Source organism: Streptomyces sp. NPDC052052 (assembly GCF_040680455.1).
Classification (GTDB): domain Bacteria; phylum Actinomycetota; class Actinomycetes; order Streptomycetales; family Streptomycetaceae; genus Streptomyces.
In genome coordinates this window covers 1-14677 of record NZ_JBFAWU010000001.1, presented here as the reverse complement: position 1 = coordinate 14677, position 14677 = coordinate 1, and the positions used below count along the sequence as shown (strand labels likewise).

General features: G+C 70.2%; 12 protein-coding genes. 8 read left to right on the top strand and 4 right to left on the bottom strand.

Annotated features, from left to right (window positions below; genetic code table 11):
* Window positions 1–99 precede the first annotated feature (99 nt).
* From AB0L71_RS00060 to AB0L71_RS00040, 5 genes are all read left to right on the top strand, one after another.
* On the top strand, window positions 100–777 hold the full coding sequence (locus tag AB0L71_RS00060) for a DUF3105 domain-containing protein (RefSeq protein WP_365236108.1): 678 nt from the start codon (window positions 100–102) through the stop codon (window positions 775–777).
* Window positions 774–1532 carry a DUF305 domain-containing protein gene (locus tag AB0L71_RS00055; RefSeq protein ID WP_365236106.1) on the top strand — a complete coding sequence of 253 codons (759 nt, stop codon included), beginning with the start codon at window positions 774–776 and terminating at the stop codon, window positions 1530–1532. Before AB0L71_RS00060 ends, AB0L71_RS00055 begins: the two co-directional genes overlap by 4 nt.
* A gap of 126 nt (window positions 1533–1658) precedes the next feature.
* The gene (locus AB0L71_RS00050; RefSeq protein WP_365236104.1) at window positions 1659–2084 is read left to right on the top strand and encodes a CBS domain-containing protein; all 426 of its coding nucleotides are present in this window, start codon (window positions 1659–1661) and stop codon (window positions 2082–2084) included.
* 384 nt (window positions 2085–2468) lie between these two features.
* Window positions 2469–4163 carry a multicopper oxidase family protein gene (locus AB0L71_RS00045; RefSeq protein WP_365236102.1) on the top strand — a complete coding sequence of 565 codons (1695 nt, stop codon included), beginning with the start codon at window positions 2469–2471 and terminating at the stop codon, window positions 4161–4163.
* Window positions 4164–4240: 77 nt separating this feature from the next.
* Window positions 4241–5995, top strand: coding sequence for an NAD+ synthase (locus tag AB0L71_RS00040; RefSeq protein WP_365236100.1), 1755 nt, complete (start codon window positions 4241–4243; stop codon window positions 5993–5995).
* 101 nt (window positions 5996–6096) lie between these two features.
* Here AB0L71_RS00040 and AB0L71_RS00035 read toward each other — a convergent pair whose 3' ends face one another.
* A complete protein-coding gene (locus AB0L71_RS00035; RefSeq protein ID WP_365236098.1) occupies window positions 6097–7356 on the bottom strand; it encodes an MFS transporter in 1260 nt (419 codons plus the stop codon).
* 170 nt (window positions 7357–7526) lie between these two features.
* Here AB0L71_RS00035 and AB0L71_RS00030 point away from each other — a divergent pair, with 170 nt between their 5' ends.
* Window positions 7527–8018 carry a LysR substrate-binding domain-containing protein gene (locus AB0L71_RS00030; RefSeq protein WP_365236747.1) on the top strand — a complete coding sequence of 164 codons (492 nt, stop codon included), beginning with the start codon at window positions 7527–7529 and terminating at the stop codon, window positions 8016–8018.
* Window positions 8019–9082: 1064 nt separating this feature from the next.
* On the opposite strand, the gene AB0L71_RS00025 is transcribed toward AB0L71_RS00030, so the two are convergent.
* Window positions 9083–10339, bottom strand: coding sequence for a helix-turn-helix transcriptional regulator (locus tag AB0L71_RS00025; RefSeq protein WP_365236096.1), 1257 nt, complete (start codon window positions 10337–10339; stop codon window positions 9083–9085).
* A gap of 126 nt (window positions 10340–10465) precedes the next feature.
* Window positions 10466–11428, bottom strand: a complete 963-nt coding sequence (locus tag AB0L71_RS00020; protein ID WP_365236095.1) for a zinc-binding dehydrogenase — start codon at window positions 11426–11428, stop codon at window positions 10466–10468.
* 188 nt (window positions 11429–11616) lie between these two features.
* Between AB0L71_RS00020 and AB0L71_RS00015 the strand changes: the two genes are divergently transcribed.
* Window positions 11617–12255, top strand: a complete 639-nt coding sequence (locus tag AB0L71_RS00015; RefSeq protein ID WP_365236093.1) for a helix-turn-helix domain-containing protein — start codon at window positions 11617–11619, stop codon at window positions 12253–12255.
* Window positions 12256–12293: 38 nt separating this feature from the next.
* Here the strand turns inward: AB0L71_RS00015 and AB0L71_RS00010 are convergent, their stop codons facing one another.
* Window positions 12294–13331, bottom strand: coding sequence for an endonuclease/exonuclease/phosphatase family protein (locus AB0L71_RS00010; protein WP_365236091.1), 1038 nt, complete (start codon window positions 13329–13331; stop codon window positions 12294–12296).
* Between the two features lie 368 nt (window positions 13332–13699).
* Between AB0L71_RS00010 and panB the strand changes: the two genes are divergently transcribed.
* Entirely contained in the window at window positions 13700–14587 is an 888-nt protein-coding gene (gene panB / locus AB0L71_RS00005) for a 3-methyl-2-oxobutanoate hydroxymethyltransferase (RefSeq protein ID WP_365236089.1), read from the top strand.
* Window positions 14588–14677: the final 90 nt, after the last annotated feature.

The window sequence follows — 14677 nt, the reverse complement described above, 5'->3', positions numbered from 1 at the left end:
GTGTGCACGGGGCGGAGCGACCTCACAACTGTCCGGTATGCACCATTTTTCGCCACGTGCTTGTTGTCCCCCGCTCCCTTCGCAGAAGGATCTGACGACATGAGCTTCGACCGCAGGACCCGCATAGAGCAGATGCGCAACGCCGACCGGGCGCGGGACCGCCGCAACCGCGTCCTGGCCATAAGTCTGAGCGTCCTCGTCGTCGCCGGCCTGGTCGGTTTCGGCTCGTACCTGGTGCTGGACAAGTCCGAGGCGTCGGAGACGAAGCACACCGCCGAGGCCGAGGACGCGAAGGCGTCCGCGGCCGAGCAGAAGAAGCTCGCGGCCGAGCCGATCGAGGGGCTGAAGACGTGGGACACGGAGAAGCTGGGCCGCGACCACGTCACCACGACCGTCACCTATCCGATGAAGCCGCCGGTCGGCGGTGACCACAACCCCGTGTGGATGAACTGCGACGGGGAGGTGTACAAGAAGGCGATCCCCGACATGAACGCCGTGCACTCGCTGGAGCACGGATCGGTGTGGGTGACGTACACGGACAAGGCCTCGGACGCGGATGTGGCGAAGCTCGCCGAGCGGGTCGGCAGGACCCCGTACTCGCTGATGAGCCCCTACCAGGACCAGGCCGGGACGATCACGCTGAGCGCCTGGGGCAACCAGGTGTCGGTGGACAGCGCGGACGACCGGCGGGTCGACCGCTTCTTCGCCAAGTTCGTGCAGGGGTCGCAGACACCGGAGCCCGGTGCGGCGTGCACGGGCGGGCTGGACGGCCAGTGACCGCGGCGGGACGTGACCGGCGCCTGCGGTGGGTGACCGGCTCCGCCGTCGGGCTCGCGCTGCTGTTCGCGGGGGTGGCGACGGTCGCCTCCGCGCGGGGCGGCGGTGCGGACCACACGGCCGCACCCGCCCCGCGCACCCCCGCGATGGACTCGGCGGACGCCGGTTTCGCCCGCGACATGGCGATCCACCATCAGCAGGCCGTGGAGATGTCCTTCATCGTGCGTGACCGTACGCAGAACGAGGAGGTGCGCCGCCTCGCGTACGACATCGCCAACACGCAGGCCAACCAGCGGGGCATGATGCTCGGCTGGCTGGACCTGTGGGAGCTGCCGAAGACGGCCGCCGGACAGGAGCCGATGGCCTGGATGACGGCCGGGCACGAGGGGCACACGAGCGAGGACATGGACGGCATGGACGGCATGGACGGCATGGACGGGATGGACGGCATGGACGGGATGGCGGGCATGGGGTCCGGCTACCAGGCGCACGACGGCTCGCTCATGCCCGGCATGGCCACGAAGACGGAGCTGCGCCGGCTCAACGGCCTGAGCGGCAGGAAGGCCGAGATCCTCTATCTCCAGCTGATGACCGACCACCACAAGGGCGGCGTCGACATGGCCCGCGGATGCGCCCGGCTGTGTACGGTGAAAGTGGAGAAGCTCCTGGCTCGGGGAATGGTCGAGGCCCAGCAGTCCGAGCTGGACATGATGGCCCGGATGCTGGCAGCACGAGGTGCGAAGCCCCGGACCTGAGAAGTTCCCCCGAGCCGAAGGTGCACCCGAACGGGCGATTGCGGTCGCGTCCCCCGAACGGGCCCATGACGATGGGTTCTCTCGGGGCCGCACGGCATGCCCACCGGCACGCAGGAGGAATCCCTCATGACCACCGCCAAGGACATCATGCACACCGGGGCCACATGGATCCCCGCGCACGAGACACTCGACCGCGCCGCACAGTTGATGCGTGAACACAAAGTGGGCGCGCTGCCCATCTCGGCCCACGGCGAAGAGGACCGGATGATCGGCATCCTCACGGACCGGGACATCGTGCTCGGCTGTGTGGCGGCGGGACATGACCCGTCGAAGATGACCGCGGGCGACCTCGCCCACGGCACCCCGCGCTGGATCGACTCGGACGCGGGCGTGGAGACGGTTCTGGAGGAGATGCAGACCCATAAGATCCGCCGCCTCCCGGTGGTCGAGAACAAGAAGCTGGTCGGCATGATCAGTGAGGCCGACCTGGCCCAGCACCTCTCCGACGACCAGCTCGCCGCCTGGGTGGAGAAGGTCTACTCCCCCAGCTGACCGGCTCACGCAGTCAGCTCTGAAAGGGCTCGGTGTCCCTCGCACGCGAGGGACACCGAGCCCTTCCGCACGAGCGGCGTCGGCCCCTCCTCCTCGGCCCTCCCCCACAGAGGCGATACGTTTCCGCGCGCGGTGCATACGGGGCGGGGGTAGGGTGCTGAACATGACCCTGAGTAGATGCATGGCATACGGACAGTCGTCTCCGTACTCCGTGCTGCCCACCGGGGTCGGTCACCTCCTCGGGGACGTCGGGTCGCCGGCCGCGCGACCGGTCCGGGCCCGCACCGCCCCGTTGTCGGAGTTCTGCCCGCTGGAGATAGCGGAGGGGTGGCACCCCTCCCCCGGCAGCCCCCGACACCGACAACACCCCGAGGTACTTCCGCCATGCGTACTCCACCCACCCGACGCGCCGTACTCGGCGCCGCTGTCGCCACGGCCGGTGCGGCAGCCCTGGCCGCCTGCTCCGGCGAATCCGGCGCGGGCCGCAGCGGTACGAAGGCCGGCGGTGCGAACGCCGACGGCACGACCCGAGGCGGCACGCACCACGGCGCCTCCCCCCGAGGGGGGAAGGGCGAGTACGTGTCCCCGGACGGGGAGGAGGTCATCGCGGCCGAGGCCCGCCGGGCCGCCTCGGGCCCCGTACACAAGATCGACCTCACCGCGACCCCGTCCCGCCTCGACCTGGGCGGCGGCCTCGTCGTCAGCTCCTGGGCGTACGACGCCCGGCTGCCCGGCCGGGAGCTCCGGGTCAAGGTGGGCGACACCCTGGCGCTCACCCTCGCCAATCACCTTCCGACGACGACCAGCCTGCACTGGCACGGGCTCAACGTGCGCAACGACATGGACGGCGTACCCGATCTGACCCAGCCGCCCATCAAGGAGGGCGCCGCGTACGCGTACCGCTTCAAGGTGCCGCACCCGGGGACGTACTGGTTCCATCCGCACACCGGCGTCCAGCAGGACCGCGGCCTGTACGCCCCGCTGATCGTCGACGACCCCAAGGAACCCCTCCGTTACGACAAGGAGTGGGTCGTCGTCCTCGACGACTGGGTCGACGGGGTGGACGGGTCCACGCCGGACTCGGTGCTCTACGAGCTCAGCGGCGGCAAGGGAGGCATGAACCACGGCGGATCGGGACAGGGCAGCGGGAGTGGTACGGGCCACACCGGGCACGGAGGTTCCCCCAAGTCCACCAAGGGCCGGACCGGGCCCTCGCGGATGGCGAAGGACTCCTACAGCGAACTGCTCGACAGCCACGGGGGTGACGTCGCCTACCCGCACTACCTGATCAACGGCCGCATCCCGGAGGCCCCCACCTCCTTCACCGCCAAGCCCGGCGACCGGATCCGGCTGCGCATCATCAACGCGGGCGGCGACACCGCCTTCCGTGTCGCGCTCGGCGGCCACCGGCTGACCATCACCCACACCGACGGCTACCCGGTCCGGCACACCTCGACGGACGCCCTGCTGCTGGGCATGGGCGAGCGGTACGACGTGCTGGTCACCGCCAAGGACGGGGTGTTCCCGCTGACCGCGCTCGCCGAAGGCAAGAAGGCATCGGCACTGGCCCTGCTGCGCACCGGGAAGGGTGCGGCGCCCAGCGCCTCGGTACGGCCGAAGGAGCTGGACGGGGAGCTGGTCGAGGCGCACGACCTGTCGCCGGACGAATCCGTGACCCTGTCCGTCCGCGAATCCGACCGGACCCTGCGGTTCAAGATGACCGGCGACATGGGCGCCTTCAACTGGGCCTTCGACCACAAGCCGTACGACCCCAGCGTCCGCCATCCGGTCAGGTTGGGTGAACGGGTCCGGCTGGAGTTCTACAACATCACGGAGATGTGGCACCCGATCCATCTGCACGGGCACTCGTTCGGGCTGGTCGGCGCGGCCGGCCCCAGCCGCAAGGCCTCCCACCGGGGCCAGGGCGCCTGGGCGCGCAAGGACACCGCGATCATCCGGCCGAACAGCTCGCTGGCCGTGGAGTTCGACGCGGACAACCCGGGCCTGTGGATGCTCCACTGCCACAACATCTACCACTCGGACGTGGGCATGATGACGGTCCTCGGCTACCGGCGCTGAGCCGTCCCCGGCGGGCCGCACGGCGGCCGCCCGGCCCGCCGGGACATTGCGTCAGTCAGACGATTACACTGGTGCGCGTGCCTCAACTACGCCTCGCACTGAATCAGATCGACTCGACCGTCGGTGACCTCTCCGGCAACGCCGAGGCGATCGTCCACTGGACCCGGCACTCCGCCGAACAGGGCGCCCATCTGGTGGCGTTCCCCGAGATGATGCTGACCGGCTACCCCGTCGAGGACCTGGCCCTGCGCTCGTCCTTCGTCGAGGCGTCGCGTCAGGCGCTGCGCGCGCTCGCGGCCCGCCTCGACGCGGAGGGCTTCGGGGAGCTGCCGGTCGTCGTCGGTTACCTCGACCGCTCCGGGACGGCCCAGCCCCGCTACGGGCAGCCCGCCGGCGCCCCGCAGAACGCCGCCGCGGTGCTGCACCGCGGACAGGTCGCGCTGGCCTTCGCCAAGCACCACCTTCCCAACTACGGCGTCTTCGACGAGTTCCGCTACTTCGTGCCGGGCGACTCGATGCCGGTCGTGCGGGTCCATGGCGTCGACGTGGCACTCGCCATCTGCGAGGACCTCTGGCAGGACGGCGGCCGGGTGCCGGCCGCACGAGCCGCCGGTGCCGGACTGCTGCTGTCGATCAACGCCTCGCCGTACGAGCGGGACAAGGACGACACCCGGCTGGAACTCGTCCGCAAGCGGGCCCAGGAGGCCGGCTGCACCACCGCGTACCTGGCGATGATCGGCGGCCAGGACGAGCTGGTCTTCGACGGCGACTCGATCGTCGTCGACCGCGACGGCGAGGTGATCGCCCGGGCCCCGCAGTTCGCCGAGGGCTGCGTCGTGCTCGACCTGGACCTGCCGGCCGCCGCGGCCGACGCACCGACCGGTGTCGTGAACGACGGTCTGCGGATCGACCGCGTGGTGCTCTCCGATGAGCCCCTGGCGGCCTACGAGCCGGAGCTGACCGGCGGTTACGCGGAACGCCTCGACGACGACGAGGAGCTGTACTCGGCGCTGGTCGTGGGCCTGCGCGCGTACGCCGCCAAGAACGGCTTCGGCAGTGTGCTGATCGGGCTCTCCGGCGGGATCGACTCGGCGCTGGTCGCGGCCATCGCCTGCGACGCCGTGGGCGCACAGAACGTGTACGGCATCTCGATGCCCTCGAAGTACTCCTCGGACCACTCCAAGGGCGACGCGGCCGAGCTGGCCCGCCGTACCGGGCTGAACTTCCGCACCGTACCGATCGAGCCGATGTTCGACGCGTACATGGGCTCGCTGGGGCTCACCGGCCTCGCCGAGGAGAACCTCCAGTCCCGGCTGCGCGGCACCATGCTGATGGCCGTCTCCAACCAGGAGGGCCAGATCGTCCTCGCGCCGGGCAACAAGTCCGAGCTGGCGGTCGGCTACTCGACGCTGTACGGCGACTCGGTCGGGGCGTACGGCCCGATCAAGGACGTCTACAAGACGTCCATCTTCCGCCTCGCGAAGTGGCGCAACCGCGTCGCCGAGCAGCGCGGGCAGACCCCGCCGATTCCGGAGGCGTCCATCACCAAGCCGCCCAGCGCCGAGCTGCGGCCGGGCCAGGTCGACACGGACTCGCTGCCCGACTACGACGTGCTGGACCGGATCCTGGAGCTGTACGTCGACCGGGACCGGGGCCTGGACGAGATCGTCGCGGCCGGGTTCGACACGGCGCTGGTGGCGAAGACGCTGCGGATGGTGGACACGGCGGAGTACAAGCGGCGGCAGTACCCGCCGGGCACGAAGATCTCCGCGAAGGGCTTCGGCAAGGACCGGCGGCTGCCGATCACCAACCGGTGGCGCGAGTCGCAGTGAGCGGTGGATCACCGGACCTGCCGGTGATCGTTCCGTCCGCAGTCGTCGGCCGGGCCCGGGACCGGGCCCGGCCGACGCGCGATGGCCCGTGCGGCTGCGCTTCAGCGCGCGTCCGCCCCGGCCTCGCTCAGCTCAGGCCGCGGGTCGGTGCCCGCACTCGTGCCCGCTCCCGCTCCCGCTCCCGCTCCCGCTCCCGCGACGATGCGTGACACGCCCCGGCCGTCCCGGTCCAGCAGACCTGCCGTGACCGCCACCGCCAGCCCTGCGACCGCGAGGGCGGCGCCGACCAGGGCCGGGGACGTCCAGCCCCAGCCCGCCGTGATCGCCACACCGCCGAGCCACGCGCCACCCGCGTTGGCCAGGTTGAACGCGGAGTGGTTGGAGGCGGACGCCAGGGTCGGGGCGTCCTTGGCCTTGTTCATGACCAGCATCTGGAGCGGGGTGGTCGTCATGAAGCCGACCCCGCCGAGCAGCACCACCATCACCAGCGCCGCCCACCGCACGTGGACGGCGTACGGGAAGACGACCAGGACGACGGCGAGCGCGCCGAGCGATCCGTACAGCGTGGGACGCAGCGCCCGGTCGGTGAGCGGGCCCGCGGCGAGTGCGCCGAGGGTCATGCCGATACCGAAGAGCGCGAGCACCAGCGTCACCGTGGACTCCCCGAAGCCCATGACCTCGGTCGTCATGGACGAGAGGTAGGAGTACACGGCGAACACCCCGGCGAAGCCGAACACAGCGGTGAGCAGGCCGAGCAGCACCTGCCGGTTGCCGAGGGCGCGCACCTCGCGGCCCAGGCGCTGATGAGCGTCGACGGGTACTTGCGGCACGAGCCGGGCCAGCGCCGCCATCGCGCAGAGTCCGATCGCCGCGACGACCAGGAAGGTGGCCCGCCAGCCGAGGTGCTGGCCGAGCAGGGTGGCCGCCGGGACACCGACGATGTTGGCGACGGTGAGGCCGAGGAACATGGTCGCCACGGCCCGCGCCCGGCGCCCTTCGGAGACCAGCCGGGCGGCGACGACCGCGCCGACGCCGAAGAACGCCCCGTGCGGCAGCCCGGCGAGGAACCGGCCGCCGAGCAGCCAGCCGAAGCCGGGAGCGAGCGCGGAGGCGAGGTTGCCGACCGTGAAGAGGGCCATCAGCAGCAGGAGCATCCGCTTGCGCGGGATCCGGGAGCCGACGGCGGTGAGCAGCGGGGCGCCGACGACGACGCCGATCGCGTACGCCGAGACGAGATGGCCCGCGGTGGGTACGGAGGTGCCCAGGTCGTCCGCGACGTTGGGCAGCAGGCCCATCATCACGAACTCCGTGGTACCGATGCCGAAGGCGCTCACAGCGAGTGCGAGCAGGGCCAGGGGCATGAAGAAGGACCTCTTTCGAAGGGAGGCCGCCCGGCCGGTGCAGGCAGGGCGGCAGCAGGGGGTGCGGCGGCTTCGTTGCCGGCCGGGGTAAGTACTCGCGCGGAACAAAGTGTGACAGACGAGGTCTACGCGGAGGTGAACAGGCTGTTGCAACGGAGCGCGTCGCGGGCATCCCTCTTCGGTCGGCGCACGCCCGGAAAGAGCCGGCCTGCGTGCGCCTGTCGGCCACTCACCCACTGGCGGGGCAGGAGCAGATCGAGCTCACCGACCTGGCAGGCGAGACCTGGACGACACTGACCGACGACGGCGACGGCGCCCCGAAGGCCATGGCCGACGCGTGTCTCCGGGCCGGCTTCACACCGACGCTGCGCTACCGGATCGCCGACCGCAAGGTGCGTTGGGAACTGATCGCCGCCGGACGGGCCATCTCCCTGTGCCAGCCCACCTCGCCGCCCGCCGAGGGCACGGTCCTGCGCCCGCTGGTCGGCGACCCGCTCACCGGCCGCATCCGAATCGCCTGGAACCGGGCCGCGGTCTCCGAGCGGCGCGCCGGCCTGCTCTACCGGGCTGCGGCACGCGCGTACCTCGACAGCATCCCCAACAACACCTTCTACCGCACATGGTGGGAATCCCGCCCGGAACTGCACCCGGTCCTCGACTGAGCGCAACCGCGGGCTGGGGCGGGGATGCGGTTGTATCGCACCGACTGGGTCACTGATGGGGACAAAGCGACCGTAAAACATGACTTGGCATCACTTCAGGCGTGCGTGAGAACAGTTCGTGACACTGAGGCAGAAGTGCCGCGCTGGGTTCTAGTGGCTTGTCACACAGCCTTGGCCGGATAATCAACAGCGTCAGTGATCGCCGCTATCGTTCCCGGTCATGGGGTTCTCGGGGTCTTTCATCGTGGCGCGAGCCAGCCGGCCGCTGACGGAGTTGGCGGCGATACAGGCGTCGGGCTGTGTGCCGTTGTGGTTGGCGCGCGATGGCGAGTGGCAGATCCTGCAAGCGTGTCCCACCGCGGATCCGGAGCCTTCGATCATTGGCGAGACGCACGCTCCTGTCTTGGTCTGTCATGTTATTGACAGCGATTTCGCGACCGTTCAGGCAGCGAGTCCCGATGACCTGTCATGGCAATGCGCTCTGTCGCCGAAGATGGCGGGGGATTACGGCCTCCCTGGTGAGTGGATCAGCGATTCGGCCGAAGTATGTGAGCGAGCTGCAACCTGGGCTCAAGGGGCTGGCCTTCAACCGGACCCGGTGGCGCTTGGGGCTGCCCTGGTGGCTGAGTCTGATCCGCTTGCGGAGGACTTGGTCTTCGCGCTCGTTCACGCCTTGGGGTTCCGGTTCCGTGACGGAGTTGCCTTGGAACCGTCGGCAGTGTGACTGGGGGCCTGTTCGCAAACTGCGCCCTGCCGACTCGCCGGCCGAGGCGCTCAGGCCAGTCGCGCGACCCGCTCTCGTCGGTCAGCAGACTGTCTCCGAGACCTGATCTTGGAGGTGGTCGTGGGACGACGACCGAGTGTGTTCGTCCGTCCAGTCACGATGGACGAGGGCCAGAGGCTGCAGCGGATCAGCCGGACCGTGAAGGACCGGTGAAACTTCGCCGGGCAGCATACATCCGCTGGCACAACGCTCACGCCGAACCGAAGACCAGCTTCGCTCCCGACTCACCCATCCGCGCCGGGACGCATTACCCGGCCAAAGCTGCCTGCCGAGCCACTAGCTATCCGACGACACCCAGGTAGGAGGCCATGTCTCGCATCTCGGCAGTGAGCGTGCGCTTGCGCTTCTTCAGGATCTCCTGCATGGTCTCGGCGGCCACGTGCTGGTGCCTGAGCCACTGAGGGGACGCTCGGCGTACTCCGGTCAGCTCGTCCATCGCCGCGGTCAGGTCACCGGTGCGGGTGTGGGCGCGTGCCACGTCCATGCGGTGGCGGTTCCAGTTGTCGTCACTCGGACGCCCGGTGCTCTTCCACGCCTTGGGAGACAGGGCGTCTTCGCCGGCCTTGCGGACGACGGTGCGTGCGTCACCCACGACCATGGCGTCCTCGATGCCCTTCATTCCGACGGTCAGTGGGCCGAAGGTCGTCCAGTGCCGGAAGTACGAGCCGGTGTGCTCCCGTCCCACCGCTGATGCCGCCGTGTTGGCCACGCGGTGGTAGTGGCGGGCCTCCTGGGGGCGGTTGTTGCGACCTGCGGCAGCAGCGGCCCGTAGTGCCAGCCAGCCCCATGCCGCGCATGCGTCGGGGGTCGCCCTGGACAGCCTCGGCTCGATCATGTCGGCGGTCCGGGCGGCCAGGTGCTCGGCCTCGTCCAGTCGGCCCTGGCGCAGCAGCAGCCAGCACATGCCGATCACGCCGGATGCTGCGGTGAGGGTGTCCGCGGCGCGGCGGGCGTCGGCGATCGCCGCGGACAGCGCGGTGTAGGCGAGGTCGTACTGGCGGACCTGCGTGAGGTAGCGGCCGGCCAGTTGCAGGGCTTCGGCTCGGGCCAGGAGCGCTCGGCGGTGTTCTTCGCCATTGTCGTAGTAGGCGACCGCACTGTCGGCATCCCGCAGGAGCCCAGGGAGTTGGGAGGCGACGCTCTTGTAACTGTCGGAGTGGTACAGCACCGCGCCGTCATGCACCGCCCGGCGGAAGCGGCGTACGTTGGGCTCCTCCTCGCCGGTCTCGCCGCCCGCGTCGGCCAACCCGACCGGCGGGGTCAGGGCGGCCCGTAACTCGATGAGGTTGACGCGGTTCGTGTCCTCGGCGCGGCCCACCGGCTGCGGGGCGTCCGGGGCCAGCAACGTTGCCGTGGTCACCCCCAGGGCGCGGGCGAGGGTGTGCAGCGTCTCCATGCGGACCGTTCCGCCCTGCTCCACCTTGCGCACCGTGCCCGGCGACACGCCTGCGGCGTGGGCCAGTTCCTCCTGGCTCATCCCGGCCCGACGCCGGTACTTGCGGACGTTGTCGGCCAGCTCCGTGAGTTCCGTGCCCATCCCCTCACCACCTCCAGCGCCACGGTACGCCGGACTGGCGCGTCATCCGGTGACTATCCGCCAGATACCCACCAGGGAGCCATTGCCCACCCCGCGCGGCATGTCGGGCGAGGGAGTCGCGCGGGGCTACGGCGCCAGTACGATCCTGCCGAAGACCTCACCGGCGTCCATCTTCCGGTGCGCAAGCGCAGCTCCGTCCAGCGGCAGCACCTCGTGCACCACTGCTTCGATCTCGCCGCGGTCGGCCGTAGTGAACAGTTTGCTTCGCGCGGCGCGCAGGTCGGCCTGGGGGACGGTGGCCGCGCTGAAGGCAGCGAAGGACATCGACTTCTGGAACGCTGTCATGATCTTCGCGCCGAAATCGGCGGGCGGCTGTCCTGCGACTGCGCCCACGGCCACCATGCGGCCGTTGGGGTTGAGCCTGTCGAAGAACGAGGGCATGTCCGTGCCCGCCACCACATCGATGATGACGTCGTAACCCTCAGGAGCCTCTGTCCCGCCGTCGCCGTAGCGGTCCAGCACGAGGGTCGCGCCGAGACGCCGCAGGCGCTCGCCGCGTTCGGTCGACGATGTCGTGACCGCCACCGCGGCGGCACCACCGCGGGCCGCGAGCTGCACTGCCATGATCCCGATGCTGCCGGCCGCTCCGCGCACAAGGACCGCCTCGCCGGGTGCGAAGCGAGCGTGCCGCAGCCCGAAGCGGGCCACCGCTCCGGCACTGCCGAGTGTCACCGCTGCGGCGGCGGACAGGCCGGTGGGCAGGGGGAGAATCTGCTCGACCGGTGCGAGGGCCTGTTCGACGTAGCCTCCGCCAGTGCCGGTGAAGCCCCACACCCGCCGGCCGATCCATGACGCGTCGACGCCGTCACCGACCGCAGTGACGGTACCTGCCACCTCACCGCCGGGGATGTGGCCCTCCTGGAAGCCGTAGGAGGCCAGCGCCCCGCTTCGGATCAGGGTGTCGACACCGCCCACGCCCACCGCCTCGGTGGCGATCAACACCTGCCCGGCAGCAGGTGTGGGATCCGGCAGGTCGACCACCGCCAGCCCCTCAGGGCCTCCGAACGTCTGGATCACGATTGCCTTCAAGGTCGACTCCATGTTCCCGAACCGCCCGAGCGCGGTCCTGCTCCAGCGCCCGCCGGCAGGCGTCGCCCCGGTGGCGGCGAGGGAAGCTGTCCGCCGCCGTATCGCGGCAGCAGAGCCGCACGAGCTGGGTCCCACTGACATCTCGGACCGTAACGGACGCCTCCGTCCACTTGGCTAAAGTGAGAGCGGTGACCGGTCATGTGCCTCGTTCGCTGCGTTCCGACGCTCAGGACAATCGCGCGCGCATCCTCGAAGCGGCCCGCGCACTGTTCTCCGCCGATGGCCTGGACGTGCCGATGCGGGAGATCGCGCGGCGGGCAGGAGTGGGGCCCGCCACCTTGTACCGCCGCTTCCCGACCAAGCAGGCGCTGGTCGCCGAGGCATTTGCCGACCAGCTGAACGCATGCCGCGCCATTGTCGACGAGGGGTGCGCGGAGCCGGATCCGTGGCGTGGCCTGTGCCAGGTGATCGAGCGGATCTGCGAGTTGCACGCGCGCGATCGCGGCTTCACGGAAGCGTTCCTGTCGAGTTTCCCGGATACCGCGGATGTTGCCGCAGGCCGGGAGTACACGGTGGTCGCGGTCGCCGCGCTGGCCCAGCGAGCCAAGGAGACGGGACGTCTGAGGTCCGACTTCGTCCTGGACGACCTGATCCTCATCCTCATGGCCAACAAAGGGATCCGTGCCGCATCGACCGCCGCTCAGGTCATGGCCTCACGACGCTTTGCCGCGTTGGCGATCCAGGCGTTCGAGGCCTGCCCCGAGCACGTGCCACTCCCGCCGGCGGTACGACTTGCCTCGGCGGAGCCATCAGGACCGCCGCGCTGAGTGCGGATCCGCCGCAGTACGACCGGGCCGGCCGCCGCTCACAGCTCCACGCGCGCCGCGATCGGGAGGTGGTCGCTGTCCGTCGCCGGGAGGGTCCACGACGACATCGGCTCGACGCCCCTCACCATGATCTGGTCGATCCGCGCCATCGGGAACGAGGCCGGCCAGCTGAAGCCGAAGCCGTCGCCGGCGGCGCCCTGGGTGGACCTCATCTGGGAGGTGACCGCCTTGAGTGCGCGGTCGTTCATCGTGCCGTTGAGGTCACCGAGCAGGACGACCCTGTCCAGCTGCTCGTCGGCGATGGCCTCGCCCAGGGCGTCCACGCTGTCGTCGCGCTGGTTGGCGGTGAATCCGGCGTGCAGCTTGATGCGTACGGAGGGCAGATGGGCCACGTAGACGGCGACCTCGCCCTGGGGCGTCTTCACGGTGGAACGCATCGCCCGGGTCCAGCCCATCTTGATGTCGACCGGCCGGGTCCCGCTCAGCGGGTACTTGCTCCACAGCCCGACGGTCCCCTGCACCGAGTGGTACGGGTAGCGGGCGGCGAGTGCCGCCTCGTACGTCGACACCTTGCCGCTCGGCAGCTCCTCCAGGGCGATGACGTCGGCCCCCGAGCCGGCGACCTGCCGGGCGGTGCCCGTGGGGTCGGGGTTCCCGGCGTTGACGTTGTGGGTGGCCACGGTGAGGTCGCCGCCGCTGCCCGATTTGTCGGTGAGCAGTCCGCCGAACCCGTTGAGCCAGACCGCGACCGGCAGCACCAGGGCGATCAGCGCGGTCGCCGAGCGCCGTACCAGGCCAAGGATCAGCAGTAGCGGGATGAACAGACCGATCCATGGCAGGAACGTCTCGATGAGGCTGCCCAGGTTGCCGATGGTGTTCGGGATGTCGGAGTGCCAGAGCATCACGAGGGTGATGAGGACCGCGCAGAGGGCGAGGACGATGCCGCGCCGCCAGCTGCCCGGGTCGCGGGTCCAGCGGGTCCATCGGTCGCGCAGGCCCTGGAGACGGGATCCGGGCCCCGTGCGCTGCGGCTCCGCACGGCCGTTCCCGGTGTCCGCTCCGTACGCCTGCACCATGGTGCTGTCCTCACTGCCTTGCCGTACCTGTCGCCGCGCCCTCGACCCTAGGTGATGGCCGGCACGATTCCCGCCGTCCACGACGGCCGTACTGCCAGGAGGACGAAGGGCGGGGTGCGGAGAGTTCCGGCTCGGAGGGGTCCGAGGAGGCTTGTGACAGAACGATCACACTCGGACGGCTCATCGGCCCCGGCGCGTCGGCCGTCGGCGGTTTCGGGCAGGTGGACCGCCCGTCTGCGGAGCGTGTGTGCGGGACCACGCCCGGTGGGGCACCGGCCCACTTCCCGTGGGTGGCCGACGGATGCCACCATGGAACCGGTCCGGGGACGCCGTCAGGGCGCCTCGAGATGATGAAGGAGCCGTTGGCAATGTCGCTACAGGCTGCGCAGAACAAGGCCGCCGTATCCCCCGCGGGTACCTCCACCGACAGCAGCAAGGCGCTGTACGGAGGCAAGAGCACCCGCCGTATCACCATCCATGACATCGCCGCCGCCACGGAGCGCGGCGAGAAGTGGCCCATGCTCACCGCCTACGACGCGATGACCGCGTCCGTCTTCGACGAGGCCGGTATCCCGGTCATGCTCGTCGGCGACTCCATGGGCAACTGTCACCTCGGCTACGAGACCACCGTGCCCGTCACGATGGACGAGATGGCCGTCCTGTCCGCCGCTGTCGTCCGGGGTACCCGGCGTGCGCTGATCGTCGCCGACCTGCCCTTCGGGGCGTACCAGGAAGGGCCCGTCCAGGCCCTGCGCAACGCGACCCGGCTGATCAAGGAGTCGGGCGTCGGTGCGGTCAAGCTGGAGGGCGGTGAACGCAGCCACGACCAGATCCGGCTGCTGGTCGAGGCCGGTATCCCGGTCATGGCCCACATCGGTCTGACCCCGCAGTCCGTCAACGCGATGGGCTACCGGGTGCAGGGCCGCGGTGAGGAGGCCGCCCAGCAGTTGCTGCGCGATGCCAAGGCCGTGCAGGACGCGGGGGCCTTCGCCGTCGTCCTGGAGCTCGTACCGGCCGAGCTGGCCGCCGAGGTCACCCGCACCCTGCACATCCCGACCGTCGGTATCGGCGCCGGTCCCGACACGGACGCCCAGGTGCTGGTCTACACCGACATGGTCGGGCTGACCGGCGGCAAGGTCCCGCGCTTCACCAAGCAGTACGCGAATCTGCGCCAGACGCTCGGTGACGCGGCGAAGGAGTTCGCCGAGGAGGTCGTGGGAGGCAGCTTCCCGGCCGCGGAGCACACCTTCCACTGACCGCAGGCCTGGCCGGTCCGGGGGGCCGGCCCGCGGGCAGCCCGCCTCCACCCGGAGCTGTCCCTGGTCTCGTACACACTGCTGTCGCAC